At 55.8% G+C, this 16,556-nt stretch carries 8 protein-coding genes and 1 pseudogene; all 9 read left to right on the forward strand.

Features of this window, described 5'->3' with window-relative positions:
- The first annotated feature begins 6 nt into the window (after positions 1-6).
- Positions 7-3,149 (forward strand): annotated as a pseudogene (locus tag IPL79_16035) (efflux RND transporter permease subunit).
- A 118-nt stretch (positions 3,150-3,267) separates the two neighbouring features.
- Positions 3,268-5,358 carry a heavy metal translocating P-type ATPase gene (locus tag IPL79_16040; protein ID MBK9072487.1) on the forward strand — a complete coding sequence of 697 codons (2,091 nt, stop codon included), beginning with the start codon at positions 3,268-3,270 and terminating at the stop codon, positions 5,356-5,358.
- A 1,313-nt stretch (positions 5,359-6,671) separates the two neighbouring features.
- On the forward strand, positions 6,672-7,199 hold the full coding sequence (locus tag IPL79_16045) for a sigma-70 family RNA polymerase sigma factor (protein ID MBK9072488.1): 528 nt from the start codon (positions 6,672-6,674) through the stop codon (positions 7,197-7,199).
- Positions 7,200-7,952: 753 nt separating this feature from the next.
- Positions 7,953-9,002 (forward strand): hypothetical protein, encoded by a 1,050-nt coding sequence (locus tag IPL79_16050; GenBank protein MBK9072489.1) that lies wholly within the window; start codon positions 7,953-7,955, stop codon positions 9,000-9,002.
- Positions 9,003-9,192: 190 nt separating this feature from the next.
- The gene (locus IPL79_16055; GenBank protein MBK9072490.1) at positions 9,193-9,732 is read left to right on the forward strand and encodes a hypothetical protein; all 540 of its coding nucleotides are present in this window, start codon (positions 9,193-9,195) and stop codon (positions 9,730-9,732) included.
- A gap of 13 nt (positions 9,733-9,745) precedes the next feature.
- Positions 9,746-10,396 (forward strand): class I SAM-dependent methyltransferase, encoded by a 651-nt coding sequence (locus IPL79_16060; GenBank protein MBK9072491.1) that lies wholly within the window; start codon positions 9,746-9,748, stop codon positions 10,394-10,396.
- A 67-nt stretch (positions 10,397-10,463) separates the two neighbouring features.
- Positions 10,464-11,837 (forward strand): TolC family protein, encoded by a 1,374-nt coding sequence (locus IPL79_16065; protein ID MBK9072492.1) that lies wholly within the window; start codon positions 10,464-10,466, stop codon positions 11,835-11,837.
- Entirely contained in the window at positions 11,837-13,240 is a 1,404-nt protein-coding gene (locus IPL79_16070; GenBank protein MBK9072493.1) for an efflux RND transporter periplasmic adaptor subunit, read from the forward strand. The genes IPL79_16065 and IPL79_16070 overlap by 1 nt, the downstream gene beginning before the upstream one ends.
- Positions 13,237-16,554, forward strand: a complete 3,318-nt coding sequence (locus IPL79_16075) for an efflux RND transporter permease subunit (GenBank protein ID MBK9072494.1) — start codon at positions 13,237-13,239, stop codon at positions 16,552-16,554. The genes IPL79_16070 and IPL79_16075 overlap by 4 nt, the downstream gene beginning before the upstream one ends.
- Positions 16,555-16,556 lie beyond the last annotated feature (2 nt).

The raw sequence follows: 16,556 nt of genomic DNA on the forward strand, positions 1-16,556 counted from the left end.
TTTGCCATGAAAACACTTCTCGAATTTTGTCTTAAGTGGCGATTGCTGGTCTTTACGTTTGTGGTGATGGTCGCGGCCATAGGGATCCGCAGCGCACAGCAGTTACCGATCGATGCCGTGCCCGACATCACCAACGTCCAGGTGCAAGTCTTAACCAACGTGCCGGCACTTGGCCCGGTAGACGTCGAGCGCACGATTACGTTTCCGGTCGAGTCATCTATGAGTGGCCTGCCTGGCGTCGAGCAAATTCGCAGCGTCTCGCGGTTTGGGCTATCGGCTGTGACCGTGGTCTTTCAAGAAGGCACGGATTTACTACGCGCGCGCCAACTTATTTCCGAGCGCCTAACGCAGGCTCGCGAACGCTTGCCCGCAGGCGCATCGCCTGAGCTTGGGCCGCTCAGCTCTGGCCTCGGCGAGATTTTTCAGTTTGAGGTGCGCGCCGACACTATGTGTGCCGCGGGACAGCCCGACACCGAAGCGTGTTACACGCCGATGGAGTTGCGCACAGTGCTCGATTGGTTTGTTGCCTATGAGTTGCGCTCGGTGCCAGGGGTAGTCGAGGTGAACTCGTTTGGTGGCGAGCTTAAGACGTATGAAGTAGAGGTGTTGCCAGATCGGCTGCGCGCGCTAAAAATATCACTCAATAATTTATTCGAGGCTCTCGAACGCAACAATGCCACTGCGGGTGGCGGCTATCTCGTGCGCTCAGGCGAACAGCTCCTGGTGCGTGGCGAAGGTCGCATTCAGAGTCTCGATGAAATTGGTGACGTGCTCATTGAGACGCGCGACGACGGTGTGCCGGTGCGCGTGCGCGACGTGGCGCGTGTTCACCTTGCGCCGATGATTCGTCAGGGCGCAGTCACGCGCGATGGACGCGGCGAGGTTGTGACCGGCATCGTCATGATGTTGGTTGGTGCCAACGGCCGCGAGGTGGTCGAAAACGTGAAAGACAAGATTGCGCAAATTGCGCCGTCGCTGCCGCCTGGCGTGCGATTTGACGTATTTTATGATCGCTCAGAGCTGGTAAATCGAACCATTTCGACGGTTGCGAAAAACTTGGCAGAAGGCGCGCTGTTTGTCATCGCCGTGCTGTTTCTATTGCTTGGTAGCGTGCGCGGAGGGCTCATTGTCGCCGCCGCGATTCCCTTCTCGATGCTGGTTGCGTTCACAGCCATGAAGGCGCTGGGTGTCAGTGGCAATCTCATGAGCCTTGGCGCGATTGACTTTGGCATCGTGGTTGACGGTTCCGTGATCGTCGTTGAAAATGCCGTGGTGTATCTCGCGGCCGCCGCACGCGGCAAAGGGCGACCCTTGACATACGCCGAAGCGAGCAAAAGCGTACTCGGCTCAACCCTCGATGTCAGCAAGGCGGCGCTGTTTGGCCAAGCCATCATCGTGCTGGTCTACGTGCCGATCTTAACGCTGGCTGGCATTGAAGGAAAATGTTCAAGCCTATGGCGATCACCGTGTTGTTTGCATTGATCGGCGCGGTAGTGGCGTCGCTAACATTTGTGCCAGTGCTCGTCGCGACGTTTATGCGTCAGCACACCGAAGAAAAAGAGCCGTTCGTGGCTCGTCTGTTGCATAGGGTATATCCGCGCATGCTAGCGCCGCTCATGCTCATGCCTAAAAAAGTTATCGGCGTGTCACTTGGCTTGCTTGTGGTCACTGGCATCGTGACGACGCGCATGGGCGCAGAATTTATCCCGCGGCTCGATGAAGGCGCGCTCGCGATTCAGGTGTTGCGGTTGCCAAGCGTGTCGTTAGAGGAAAGCGTGCGGAGCGCTACGCGGTTTGAGAAAGTCTTGCGCGAATTTCCTGAGGTGGTGACCGTGGTCTCCAAAACTGGGCGCGCGGAAATTGCGACCGATCCGATGGGCGTCGAGCTATCTGACTCAATTATTATGCTCAAGCCACAGAGCGAGTGGAAGACCGCCAGTACTAGGGAAGGGCTGGTGGCGCGCATGTCGGAACGATTTAAAGAGGCTCTTCCGGGGCTAGGCTTTTCTTTTTCACAGCCCATTGAGTTGCGCATGGCCGAGCTTATCAGTGGCACGCGATCAGATGTGGCAATTACCATCTACGGCGACGATCTGGCGACGCTGGAACGCGTTGGTGCCCAGGTACAAGCGGTGGTGCGTGAAATTCCGGGTGCCAGTGACGTGCGCGGTGAGCAGCTCGCCGGCTTGCCAACACTTGAGGTCACCGTCGATCGTGCGGCGGCGTCGCGCTATGGCATATCGGTACGCGATGCGCTCGATGCCATTGAGGTGCTAGGTGGCCGCGGGGTTGGCGATGTCTACGAAGGCGAGCGCCGCTTTCGCCTGCAAGTTAGGTTGCCGTCGGCATTGCGCGACGATATCGACCAGGTGCGAAATTTGCCAGTCAGCGGCGAGAGCGGCCCATTGGTGCCACTCGGGCAGATTGCCAGCATTCAAATCGTTGATTCGCCTGCCAGCGTAAGCCGCGAGGCGGTGAGACGCCGCACCAGCGTTGAGGCAAACGTGCGCGGCCGCGATTTGGCGTCGTTCGTTGGCGACGCGCAGGCGCGCGTGCGTAGCGAGGTGAAGATGCCGCCGGGTTATGTTGTGCAGTGGGGCGGGCAGTTTGAAAACTTAACGGCCGCAACGGAACGCCTCGCAGTAGCGGTGCCGATGGCGCTGGTGCTCATCTTTATCTTGCTCTATATGGCATTTGGCCAGCTAAAGCCGGCGTTGCTCATTTATCTAAACGTGCCATTTGCGGCGGTTGGCGGCGTTTTCTTGCTGGCGCTGCGCGGCATGCCGTTCTCGATTAGCGCCGCGATTGGGTTTATTGCGTTGTTTGGCATTGCGGTGCTCAACGGCGTCGTCTTGCTGACCACGATCAACAAGCTGCGCGATCAAGGCAGGACGCCCCAAGAGGCGGCGCGCGAGGGTGCCGAATCGCGCTTGCGGGCTGTGGTGATGACCGCGGCTGTGGCCGCCTTGGGCTTTATCCCCATGGCGTTCTCGTCGAGTGCCGGCGGCGAGGTGCAACGGCCGCTCGCAACTGTTGTTATTGGCGGCCTACTCAGCGCCACGTTTTTGACGCTGTTTGTATTGCCGACGGTCTACGCGTTTATCTATCGGAATGCGCCGCCGGCTGAAACGAGTGCAGCACATGAATAAGGCTAAAACACTTTCAGCCGCGATTTCCCGGAAACGCGCGAAGTAAGGACCTGATAGGTCAACAGTTCCATGTTTAGGAGAACGTATGAGTTCACAAAAGTACTTCCGGGTCGAAAATATGGATTGCGCTAGCGAGGAGGCTGAGATTCGTCGCGCGATAGACACCGTGCCTGGCGTTCGCGGGCTCTCGTTTCAGCTGTCTGCACGAACAATGGGCATCGACGCTGATGCGGCGACCATCGAGATGACGCTTGCGGCCATGAGGAAGGCAGGATTCAAGCCGCAGCCGGTTGTGGAACAGCCAGAGACATCGAACGCCTCAGCGCAACCAAATGCTAGTATTTCTAACATCGGCAAACTGGTGACTGCGCTTTGCCTTGCCATAGGAGCTGAGGCCATCGGCTATTTCGCACCAGATGACATGGCTTGGAAGGCTGCAGGTTTCGGAGTAGCGGCATCGGCTATTTGGTTTGCTGGTTTTGATGTTTACAAAAAAGGTTGGGCTGCACTTGTGCGCGGTCGCCTCAACATCAGCGCGCTCATGACCGTGGCGGTGACTGGCGCATTCATCATTGGCCAATGGCCAGAAGGCGCCATGGTGATGGCGCTGTATGCGATTGCAGAAGCCATCGAGGCACGAGCGGTCGATAGAGCCCGAAACTCAATCAAAACCCTGCTGGCGATGGCGCCAGAAGAAGCATCGGTGAAAGATGCAGCCGGTCAATGGCGTGCCGTGCCCGTCGCCAATGTTGCCGTTGGAACGATTGTGCGTATTCGCCCAGGTGAGCGCGTGCCTATGGATGGGAAAATTATCGTAGGCACGACAAGCATCAACCAAGCACCCGTGACTGGCGAAAGCCTTCCGGTTGAAAAAAAAGAGGGCGATATGGTGTTCGCTGGCACCATCAACGAAAACGGCGCTATAGAGGTAGAAGTTACAGCATTGGCTTCGAACTCAACTCTTGCCCGAATTATTCACGCCGTTGAAGAAGCACAGGGAAGGCGTGCTCCCACACAAGGGTTTGTCGATAAGTTCGCGCAGATTTACACGCCATCGGTATTTGCTATTGCAGTATTTATTGCACTAACGGGGCCGTGGCTGCTCGAGTGGACGTGGTTGCAGGCAATCTACAAAGCACTTGTGCTCTTAGTCATCGCCTGTCCCTGCGCATTGGTGATTTCCACGCCTGTGACTATAGTCAGTGGTCTCGCAACAGCCGCTAGGCGCGGCATTTTGATTAAGGGCGGTATTCATCTCGAGAACACACGCAAATTGAAAGTCATCGCACTCGATAAAACGGGCACGATCACCGAAGGAAAACCAAAATTAGTACATTGGGAAGCTTTGGAGGTCAACTCTATGGACGCTGCCCGGGTGAAGGTCGTTGCAGCGTCGTTGTCAGGGCAGTCAGATCATCCGGTTTCGAGAGCCATCGCCGGCGGTCTTGTAGCGGAAACGTCAACCGTCTCAGAATTCAAAGCACTTGCTGGTCGCGGTGTACAAGCGAAGATAGACGGCGTGAATTACGTCCTAGGAAACCACCGTTTGATTGAGGAGCGCGGGCAGTGTTCGACCGCGCTCGAAGCTGAGCTTAAAAAACACGAAAGCCAAGGTCGCACAGTTACGCTGCTTGCGTCGTCGGCTCAGGCGCTTGGGTTCTTTGCAGTTGCCGACACCATCAAAGATTCGTCACGCGAAGCCGTGGCCTCGCTTCGCACGCTCGGGGTTATGCCAGTCATGTTGACGGGAGACAATCAACTGACAGCGACTGCCATTGCTTCTGTTGCCAACATCAGCGAGGCACGAGGTAATTTATTGCCGCAAGACAAGCTCGACGCTATCAAGTCGTTCCAGAAACGTCACGGGATGACCGCGATGGTTGGAGACGGTATCAATGATGCTCCTGCTCTGGCGCAAGCAGATCTTGGCATTGCCATGGGTGGTGCTGGAACTGACACCGCAATGGAGGCAGCGGATATTGTTATTATGAATGATGACTTGCGTCGCATTCCAGAGGTAATACGGCTGTCGCAACGCACCCATGCCATTCTCTGGCAAAATATTTCCCTCGCTCTTGGCATCAAGTTTGTGTTTCTGGTGTTAGCTGTGTTTGGCAGCGCGTCAATGTGGATGGCCGTTTTCGCAGACATGGGTGCAAGTTTACTGGTGGTTGCCAATGGTCTAAGGTTATTGCGAGTCGTTGTTTGAGCCTTTACGCGACCCGGAACCGCTATCGTAGCAAACACACGTGCATGGTAGTGAGAAGTGGACCCTATAAACTTGACGGCTAGTTAAGGTAGTGACCTGGCGTCCCGGGGAAGCCCAGGGAGCCAGATATGAAGAAGTTTCGACAGAAACACAGTTCCACATTTCAAGCGTACCCGTCGGGCAAATGACGTCTGGTGGCGCGAGGCCCAATTGGGGGCCAAGGTCGGGGATACAAAGTCCTCGACGAGCAAATCATCAGTACTCGCAATCTTAAAATCGTCAGGCCCCCACGGGGTTCAGATCCGACGTAGTTTACCACTGCGACAAGACGCCATCTTGCGAGTAAATTTAGATACTCCGTGGATCTTCCAACTCGGCGCCTTCAAATTCGCCAGCCAACAAGATCTCATTGCCCAACGATGTCATGCCGTCGTTGGATCACAATACGACCCGGCCTACTACCGGACTTGTGTAGGATCATTAGGGCGGGACAGGTGCGCCCTTGCCGTGCGGTTGGCGACAGGTTCATCGGCTTATCCATCAGATTACGTTTAGCGTGGTGCGCTCAGCGGCAAGCCAATTGGAGGCCAAATCGATGGTCTTTCACCTCTACCAACGTGCGCTTCAAAGACGACTAGACATTTGCAGCGAGGGCGATCGATTTGTTACTGGCCGAGGCGGTCCTCGTTCCCACGGCATGGGGCAGGTAGAAGTCGGTACCAGTTCCGGGTTCCCGCTTAAGACCGAGCGCGGCCGAAATTTTTCTGGTGAAAATGGATCACGGTCAGCCAGCGTCAATAACGACAGGACCAGCCGCTGGACGTCATGCGGTCACGGTTGGCAACGAAATGGCTGGAGATCGTCGGCAACTCAGCGGTGGCGGTGAAATGGACCAACTTCTGGCATGCACCACTTGTTTTGCCGCGTGCCGTCGCAGCCGAGCCCCATGGTCTCGCGATGGGCGCGGGGGCCGTAAATACAGAGGGCCTGTTGCACCAGACACTGCGTACCCGGGCAAGGGGCGGCAAAGTCGCGAAGGTCGAGCTGCCGGGCGTGTCGCCGCAGCCAAGCCTCGCGCACCCACTTGAGATACGTCGGCAAGGCGATGCCGGTTAGGGTGCATTGAGGTGCGGCAGTTGGGGACCGAGAGCGGCGAAATCCCAAGCTGAGGCAAGTTTTTCGGGAATCTGATGAAAGAGCTGTCACACTTCCTGATTAAGCGGCCTAGACAAATGAGAGGACACGGATGAACCTGAAGCCTTCATTTCCGCACATAGGGCTGTTCGCGGCCTGACGGACAAAAATAATTGCCCATGTCAGCTGGCAACCAAGAACTGGATGATCTGATGGCGCAACTTGCGTCTGGAGATCGCACGTCTTTTGGGCGCGTATTCGAGCTCCTCTGGGGACCTGTTTTGAAGTTTTGCGAAGGAGTACTTAAGAACAATGCTGACGCGGCAGATGCCGCCCAAGAGGCCATGTGCAAAATTCTTGACCGCGCCCCCGACTACGACAAAGCCCGCCCGGCCATGCCATGGGCACTCGCCATTGCTGGCTGGGAATGTCGAACTATTTTACGCAAACATACCCGACGTCGAGAAAGCGCTGAAGCTGTTGACGTCATTGCCAGCGATAATCCGCAAGCGCAATTGATTGCCACCACGTTGACGGCGGCGGCGACCACCGCACTGGGTACGCTGTCAGCCTCTGACCAAGAAGTGCTCATCGCAACCTACTGGGACGAGGCTGCTTCTGTGTCAGGGGCGACGTTGCGCAAACGGCGTGAGCGGGCGCTCGATCGACTGCGAAAATCATTCAGGAGGCTTTATGGGCTCGATTGAAATTGCACAGCTTCAAAAACGGGTTCGGTTGACGTACGAGTTTTCCCGTTTGCGTCGAGCCGCACTCGGTATGGTGCCAGTCCTTGGTATTGTAGCGGTCGCAACTCTCTTCACGCATCGACCAGCCTCAGCAATGGCGTTCGGCGCCGCGGCATTCCTTGCAGGATTGACCATGCTTTGGTTCGGCCGTGAGCCTCAGAAGGCCGTTCTGCCAGGAATTGTCGCGGGCATTGTTCCGCTGGTTTTCGCGCTTAGTGCAAACTATGTACATTCGTGTGGCATGCATGGCTGTAGTACGTGGTGTGTGCCGGCCTGCGCCTTGGGCGGCGTTGTTTCAGGTTTGGTGGTAGCCGGTATGGGCAATCAGCGTCGTGCAGGACCTATGTTTTGGGTTTCGGCGTCTAGCCTCGCTTTGTTAATTGGCGCCATGGGATGCTCGTGTGTTGGCTACACAGGCCTGGGAGGGCTCGCTTTGGGCTTTGTATCGGGCACGGTACCTGGACTTTTACGGCGGATCTCGCCTATCGAGAATTCGTGAAGACTTTTTGAGGTTCTTCCCGAAATCGAGTTCCTGTACGCACCAGCCGATTCCGGCGCCGTCCGGTACAACGCCACGCCTTGGCCTGCAAAACCACCGCCGCTGGGCGGCGCTGCCCATTCACTTTTTAGCAAAAACGCCAATTAGGCTGTCACGCCCTGGCGCCCCGTGGCCTATTTAGGCATTCCACGACCTCGCGGATTTTCAAGGAGCCCATGCAACGTTTTTCTCACCCCCTCGCCGTCGTTCTCACCCTAGCTGCGGCCAGTTGTTCCAGCCACATGGCCGACGCTGGCGGTGGAATCTTCGAATCGATTCCAAGCCCCGCCATTTTGATAGCCAATGGTGGCAATAGCACCATATCGATCATCGACCCTGCGACGTTGCAGGTAGTTGAGTCCTTGCCGGTGATGAGCGACATGAACCCCCACCATGTTGGTGTGTCACCAGATAAGTCCCGCGTACTCATCACGGCTTTGAGCGGAGATCTTTCAGGCGGCCACGGTGGAACGGGTGGTCATGGCGGTGGCGCTGAAAGTACCATCGTGTACCAACTCAGCCTTGATTCTCGCGAAATCACGGATGTGATTTCTATCGATGCAACGGCGCACAACGCGGCGTTTTCGAGCGACGGCAATACCATCGTGCTGGGCATGATGGAACACGGCATGATTGTGGGTTTTGACGCAACGACATTTTCACAAGTCTTTGAGGCCATGGGATTTGAAATGCCCCTTGAAGTAACGCCAACGTCCACCGGTACGGTGCTCGTCGCAGAGTCAGGTGCGGGCCGCATTGCACTGTTTGACCTTGCGTCGAAAGCAACCACGGCGACGTTTGATGTTGGCACAACCCCCGTGGCGGCATGGGCCTCTGGTGGCGGCAACTATTACGTCTCTGTCGAGGGCGGCAAGCAAGTAAAACATCTTGTGGAAGACGCCTCAGTCACTCTCGACTCCCACACAGTTGATCCGGAAGGAGTCCCCGGGCAAGCCGTACTCACACCCAACGCGCAAGAGCTCTGGGTAGCAGTGGAAGATCGAAACGTCGTTGCGTACTTTCATCCCGACACCCACGCCAAGCTGGGCGAATTTTCCGCTGGGATTAAGCCACATGGAATTGTTTTTGAGCCAAGTGGTGAAAGAGCTTTTGTCACCGATGAAGAAGGAGGAAACGTACTGGTGGTCGACGTGGCCACACATACCGTCAGCTCCGAAATTGCTCTCGGCGGAAAACCCAATGGCATTGCCTGGTTGACTCGATGAGTTGCTCCAAATGTGAGTCGAGAAATACCCATCGAAGATCGCGGATAATTGCGGTGGTATTCATCGCCGTGATTTCCACCGTTGTGATTGTGCAGTACTTCAATTAGTGGGCAGCAGCCAACACGTGTCAGGTTGCCGCGCGGAAACGGCTATTCGCCTTGCAACGCCTGAAATAGCTCAAAGGCCATCCATGAACGTTCTCATACTAATACTTTGTTCTGTTGCCGTAAATGGCCTTACCGCGTGCGAGGCCAAGACGCCAAAATCAATACCCGAACAAGAAATTGCACCGCCGCTTGCCGAGGCGCCTGGCAAAGCGGACCCATCCCAACATGGTCACTCGACCCAAATTGCTTCCGACGCTGCACCAACTCCAAGAGCGGAACCAGAGCCCTCTGCGGAACTCACAGCTTTTACGAAGGCCCAGCCGGTGTTCAAGAAATATTGCGCAAAATGCCATGCGGCATCTACAGGAAAACGCGCTGCCCTGAAACACTTTGTGATGGATGCGAATTCGTTTAGCGGGCCGCACGCTTCGTCGATGCCAGCGACGATTCGCAAAGTGATGGGCCAAAGCGGCAAGCGTGCCACCATGCCAAAAGACAACCCGGGCAGGGTTTCCGGGAATGAACTCAAACTCATATTAGAATGGGCCGATGCAGCAGAACGGGCGGCCTCAACCCAACAGAAGCCGACAGATAGCCATGACGGGCACGAACATCAACACTGATAAGGGCAGTTCCATGAGTTACATTCCAGCACTGCGTTTTAACTGGCTGACTCGTTTTTACGATCCGCTGATTCGCGCCACATTAAAAGAAGACCGTTTTCGCGGACTTCTTCTCGAGCAGGCAGCCGTTCAGCCAACCTACAAGGTTCTCGATGTTGGTTGCGGTACCGGAACGTTAGCACTTATGATCAAACAGCGAGTGCCTTCGGCCGAGGTGTTTGGTGTCGACGGCGACCCAGGTGTGCTCAAGATCGCAGAGGAAAAGTTTCGTGTTGCCGGCGTTTCTGTCAATGTCTATCAAGGCCGCGCTTCGGAAGCGCCATTTCAGGCACAGTTTTTCGATCGCGTGGTTTCAACGCTCGTGTTTCATCACCTCAGCACTGACGAGAAGTTAAAAACGTTACAGCAGGTTAAGAAGTGGCTGAAGCCTCAAGGCGAGCTGCACATTGCCGACTGGGGCAAGGCCCAAAATCCGCTGATGCGGGCGGCATTCCTTCCTGTTCAAATGCTGGACGGGTTCAAAACCACGTCCGACAACGTCAAAGGTAAGCTTCCGGAACTCATGCGTGCAGCAGGTTTCGTCGAAGTAATCGAGACCCATCATGAAATGACTGTCTTTGGCACGCTGAGCCTTTATCGGGGAACAAATGCACCATTGTCGTAGCCATGCCCGTCACGCTTACGCCCGCCGCGCCTACAACTGCGTGGCCGTCGTCGTTCGACAGTTTACAATGGTCGTGGTTCTGGCGACCCTTCCAACAGTGGCGTTTGGCCAAGCCTCGCCTTATCGACTGCCTTCCGATGGCACGCTTGACTCGCTGATTGCTGAGGCATTGGCGGCCCGAGCGGAGCTTGGCGCTTCAGAAGCCGACATCCGTGCTGAGGAAGCACAGGTACCGCAGGCTGGTGCATTTCCTGACCCAACCCTGCAACTGGGAATCCAGAATGACGGCTTCTCCAGCATTCAAATTGGTACCATGGAGACGAGCTTCCTTTCCATCATGGCGTCGCAGACGTTCCCTTGGCCCGGGAAGCGCCAGCTTCGTTCTGACATTGCCTCGCTGGAGGTAAAGAGCGCCGAGCGTGCCAACGACAAGCTGCGTTTGGCGATTGAGGCATCCGTTCGCCAGTTGTACGTGAGTCTTTTGCTGGTGCGCGATCAGCTCTTGTTGCTGGAAAAGCTCACTACGCTATGGGGGAAGTCGGCCGAGACAGCGAGGACTGTCTACGAGGCGGGAAGCGGCGCTCAATCTGACATCTTGCGTGCACAACTGGAACTTAGTCGCATGAAGCAACGGAAAATTGCGCTGGCTGCGCAAGAGACCACCATCGTTCAGAACCTCAACCGTCTGCGCGGCAGGCCACTTGCCGATGCGATTGCAACCACCGCGACGCTCTCGAGCTTGGGCCTGCCCCCGCTGTACGATAAAAAAGACGCGCTCGCCGATGCGACCCGAAAAAGCCCAGATATTGCGGCGACGCAGATTGAATATGACAGAGCGCAAAAGGCCAAAGCGTTGGCAAAAAAGGGCAGTTTGCCTGATGTGACCATCAGCGCGGGAGTTATGCCTCGCGGAGACTTGCCTCCCATGTGGCTGTTGACTGTTTCGGCGCCCATTCCAATTTTTGCCGGTCGTAAGCAAGCGCAGGCAGTCAAAGAGAGCCAAGCACGGGCGGAGGCCGCGCAGGCGACGCAGTTGGCCATAGAGCAGCAGTTGGCACTTCGCATTGCAGAACGTCACACCGCACTACAAGCGCTTTTGGCGAGCATTGATCTCTACGACAAGGGCCTCCTCGTGCAATCGCGGGCCACAGCAGAAAGTACATTGTCACAGTACCGCGTAGGCAAAGCGAGCTTTGCTTCGGTATTGGATGCCAATGCCGGGGTTCTCGCGGACGAAGCGGCGTATTTGGCCATGGTTGCTGAAGCGCATCGATTACTGATTGCTGCCAATGAAGTCTCACTGGCTCCAATGGCCGTCTCGTCCGGTGTCGGCCCGGGTGCCGCGATGCCGACCTCAGGCGTCGCTTCTGGAGCAGCGACGGTTCGCCCCGGTGAGCAGTCAGGGGGGACGCAAGCGACTCCCATGACGGGAGGTATGTGATGGAGACCCCGCAAGTTGCACCTCGTAGGAAACGTTTTGGCTGGATAGCCGTCATTCTTGCCGTGGCTTTGGGAGCTGGTATTTATGGCGTTGCTGTTCAAGTTGCGTCGAAATCATCGTCGCCAGAAATGAGTAGCAAAAAGCATAAGTTCCACTGCCCGATGCACCCAAACATCGTCATGGACTACGCCGGCAATTGCCCCATTTGCGGCATGAAGCTTGTTCCCATGGATGATCCAGGAACTGACGCTTCGCCACTAAACCGCTCTCCTGAAATGATTTCTGGCACAAGTCAGGTTCCAGACATGGCAACCGTGGACATCGATCCAGCGAAGCAGCAGTTGATTGGCCTCACCACGGCGGAAGTGACCCAACGAACGATTGGCGGCGTACTGCGAACCGTAGGTCGTGTTGCCGTCGATGAAACACGCGTTCGTCACGTCAACATGAAGAATGGTGGATTTGTCGAAAAAATATTTGTCGACTTTGTCGGAAAGCGCGTACGAAAAGGCGACCCACTTTTCACGCTGTTTAGCCCCGAGCTCCTTGCAGCGCAGGAGGAATACCTGCTGGCCAAGCGCACGCAGGACTCGATGAAAGAAACGCCGGGCGCAAACGAGCCAACGCTGCTCGCCGCCGCAAAAAGACGTCTTGCGCTGTGGGACGTCTCAGAAAAGGAGATGCGTCGACTCGACGAAACGGGAACGCCTGCGAAGACGATTACCTTTTACTCCCCAGCGTCCGGCGTTATTACCAAGAAAGACGTTGTCGACGGCATGAAACTTGAGGCTGGAGCGATGCCTTATGAGATCGTCGACTTGTCCAACGTTTGGGTCTTGGCCGACATCTATGAAACCGAGCTGAGGTTTGTCAAAAATGGGACATCCGCCGCGCTCACCATCAGGGCGTTCCCTGGCCGCACCTTTACGGGGAACGTTGTATTCGTAGACCCTTTTCTCAGTCCGCAAAGCCGCACTGTCAAAGTTCGTCTCAACTTTCCCAACCCCGATGGCGATTTGCGGCCCGAGATGTTCGGTGAAGTGGTGCTTCAGCTCGGAGGCAAAGAAGCCCTTACCGTTCCCGTTGACGCCGTAATCGATTCCGGCACCGCCAAGGTCGTATTTGTTTCGCTAGGCGATGGAAAGTTTGCTCCACGCGAGATTGAGACTGGGCAAAATGACGGCAGCTTCGTAGAAGTCATCAAGGGACTGAAGATCGGAGAACGCGTGGTGACGCGCGCTAACTTTTTGCTGGATTCAGAGTCGCGGCTTCGATCATCGCTCAATGAAGCGGGAGGTGGCCAGAAACAAAGTGCCCGTGTCCTTCCGCCCAGTGGCACGGATACCCCGCCGAAAACAGACGAGCCGACGCCTGCCCCAGAGCATGAAGGGCACGGCAGATGATACGGCGCATCATTCAATTTTCGGCCGAGAATCGCTTCCTCGTTATCTCCGCGACCATCATTGCGCTGGCATTTTCTTGGTGGGCCATGCGGACCATCCCCATGGACGCCTTGCCTGACCTTTCCGACACCCAAGTCATCATCTACTCAAAATGGGACAGAAGCCCGGACATCATCGAGGATCAGGTGACATACCCGATCACGACCGCATTACTCGGTGCACCCAACGTTAAGGCGATTCGTGGATTCTCCGACTTCGGATTCAGTTACGTCTACGTCATCTTCGAAGACGGAACCGACGTCTATTGGGCCCGCACGCGCGTCCTGGAGTCCTTATCAAAAATTACATCGCAGCTCCCGGCAGGCGTGAAGACTGAACTCGGGCCCGATGCTTCAAGTGTTGGCTGGGTGTTCCAGTACGCGCTCGTCGATAAAACCGGCAAACATGCCACCGACGAATTGCGATCTTATCAAGATTGGTTTCTGCGCTACGCCGTTCAAAGTGTTCCTGGCGTGTCTGAGGTGGCTACGGTTGGCGGTCACGTTCGTCAATATCAAGTCACCGTAAACCCCAATGCGCTCGCGGCCTACAGGATGCCGCTTGACACCGTCATCAATGCCATCCGCACAGGCAACAACGACGTCGGCGGTCGCCTCGTTGAAATGTCTGGGCGCGAATACATGGTGCGCGGTCGCGGGTATGTCAAAAATATTGGCGATATCGAACAAATCGTGCTGAGAAGTGAAGGAGGCACTCCCGTTCTGGTCAAGGACGTTGCGCAAGTAGCACTCGGGCCGGAGATGCGCCGAGGCGTGGCCGACCTGAATGGCCTTGGAGATGCGGTAGGGGGCATCGTTGTTATGCGCCAAGGTGAAAACGCCTTGAATGTCATCAGTCGCGTGAAGAAAAAGCTGGAGGAACTCAAGCCATCGTTGCCGGCGGGTGTCGAGATCGTGACAACCTACGATCGCTCGGTACTTATTGAGAGCGCTATCGAGAACGTATCGCACAAGCTAATTGAAGAGATAATTATTGTCTCCATCATCATTCTGGTTTTTCTATGGCACTTCCCGTCATCGATCGTCCCCATCATCACCATTCCCATTTCCGTGGCTCTCTCGTTTATCCCCATGAAGCTCATGGGGTTCGATGCCAATATCATGTCGCTCGCCGGCATCGCGATTTCCATCGGCATTCTCGTCGATGGCGCCATTATTGAAGTGGAGAACGCCTACAACAAAATCCACCACTGGATAGAGGGCGGCAAAAAAGGTGACTTTTATAAAGTCAGACTCGAAGCGCTGATGGAAGTGGGGCCCGGCGTATTTTTTTCGCTCTTGGTGATTGCCGTTGCATTTTTGCCGGTATTTACGCTCATCGACCAGGAAGGCCGTCTGTTTAAGCCGCTTGCATTTTCAAAAAATCTTGCAATGGCCATCGCTGCCGTGCTGGCGATTACGCTCGACCCTGCGCTGCGCATGCTTTTTGCGCGAATCGATCCTTACACATTTCGGCCACGCTGGCTCGCCAAGCTCGCAACGATGGTTGTGGTGGGCAAGTATCGCTCCGAAGAAAAGCATCCGATCAGCCGGTTGCTTCACTGGCTCTACGAGCGACCCTGCCGTTTCGTCATTCGCCACCCCAAGACGACCATCGCAGTTGCTTTTGCGGCGGTGGCGACCACCATTCCTATCTATTTGCGCCTGGGATCTGAATTCATGCCCCCCTTGCGCGAAGGAACCATTCTCTACATGCCGTCTGCCGTCGAACCTGGGATGTCCGTCGCCGAAGCCCAGAAGGCGTTGCAGCTCCAAGACAAGATTCTCATGACGTTCCCTGAAGTGGAGCGAGTGTTTGGGAAAGCAGGCCGTGCTAACACGTCAACCGACCCCGCCCCGTTTACCATGATGGAGACGACGATTGTTTTGAAGCCCGAATCGCAGTGGCGCACCAAGACACAGTGGTACTCGTCATGGGCTCCGGACTTCTTGCAGTTGATGCTTCGCCCATTCTGGCGAGACAGAATTTCCCAAGAGGAGCTCGAGGAAGACATGAACCGGGCCTTGCAAATCCCCGGTATTTCCAACGCGTGGACCATGCCGATCAAAGGGCGCCTAGACATGCTGTCGACGGGGATTCGCACGCCAGTTGGCATAAAAATCATGGGGGCTGATTTGGCAACCATTGAACGCATCGCCAAGGAAACAGAGAAGGCTGTGTCACAAGTGCCTGGAACGCGCAGTGCTTACGCAGAGCGTGTTGCAGGCGGCTTTTTTCTCGACTTTATTTTGAAGCGGGAGCAATTGGCTCGCTACGGACTCAGCGTGGACGATGCGAACATGATGGTAATGACAGCGGTTGGCGGTGACAATCAGAGCATCACCGTCGAGGGCAGAGAACGCTACGGCATCAATGTGCGCTACGCCAGAGACTACAGAGAAGACATTCAGTCGCTACGCAGAGTGCTGCTCTCTCTCCCCAGTGGCCAGGGACAAATACCAATGGAAGAAATTGCAGACGTCAAGCTGGTTTCTGGCCCAGCGATGATTCGCAACGAAAACGGGCTGCTTGCGGGTTACGTGTACGTTGATTTTGACACGTCAAGATTCGACATTGGAACATTCGTTGAGCGGGCAAAAAAAGCTGTCGCTGCACATGTGAAGACACCTCCAGGCTACGCCATGGTGTGGAGCGGGCAATTTGAGAACATGCTGCGCGTGAGAGAGCGACTGAAAATTATTATTCCGCTGACGTTGGTGCTGGTGTTTGCGCTTTTGTATATGAACACGAAGTCTGTGTTTAAGACGTCACTCGTCATGCTTGCCGTGCCGTTCTCTGCGGTTGGCGCCGTGTGGCTCTTATGGCTATTGGACTACAATATGTCAATTGCGGTCTGGGTGGGCATCATCGCCCTGATGGGCCTGGACGCAGAGACAGGTGTATTTATGCTCCTGTTTTTAGACCTGTCTTACGATGAGTATCAGCAGTCTGGTCGCCTCAGGACACGCGGCGACTTGGTCGAGGCGATCATTCATGGGGCAGTAAAACGGGTCCGCCCAAAAGCAATGACTGTCATGGCTGCCATGCTGGGCCTGTTGCCGATTATGTGGTCCATTGGCACCGGCTCAGACGTCATGAAACGCATTGCGGCCCCAATGGTGGGAGGGCTAGCGACTAGCTTCCTAATGGAACTGCTGGTCTATCCGGCGGTTTACTACCTATGGCGACGCCGTGGCCTACCAGAGGGACCGGTGTCAACGTCCCCCCATTTGGAACAGCCGTATCATCCCGGGCTTATGCCGGCGGAAACTTGATG

The sequence above is a fragment of the Myxococcales bacterium genome (genome assembly GCA_016716835.1).
Classification (GTDB): Bacteria; Myxococcota_A; Polyangia; order Haliangiales; family Haliangiaceae; genus JADJUW01.

Bases quoted from the DNA above. Each gene is read 5' to 3' on its own strand.
- IPL79_16040 (MBK9072487.1), top strand. From the start codon at position 3,268: ATGGATTGCGCTAGCGAGGAGGCTGAGATTCGTCGCGCGATAGACACC.
- IPL79_16045 (MBK9072488.1), top strand. From the start codon at position 6,672: ATGTCAGCTGGCAACCAAGAACTGGATGATCTGATGGCGCAACTTGCG.
- IPL79_16050 (MBK9072489.1), top strand. From the start codon at position 7,953: ATGCAACGTTTTTCTCACCCCCTCGCCGTCGTTCTCACCCTAGCTGCG.
- IPL79_16055 (MBK9072490.1), top strand. From the start codon at position 9,193: ATGAACGTTCTCATACTAATACTTTGTTCTGTTGCCGTAAATGGCCTT.
- IPL79_16060 (MBK9072491.1), top strand. From the start codon at position 9,746: ATGAGTTACATTCCAGCACTGCGTTTTAACTGGCTGACTCGTTTTTAC.
- IPL79_16065 (MBK9072492.1), top strand. From the start codon at position 10,464: ATGGTCGTGGTTCTGGCGACCCTTCCAACAGTGGCGTTTGGCCAAGCC.
- IPL79_16070 (MBK9072493.1), top strand. From the start codon at position 11,837: ATGGAGACCCCGCAAGTTGCACCTCGTAGGAAACGTTTTGGCTGGATA.
- IPL79_16075 (MBK9072494.1), top strand. From the start codon at position 13,237: ATGATACGGCGCATCATTCAATTTTCGGCCGAGAATCGCTTCCTCGTT.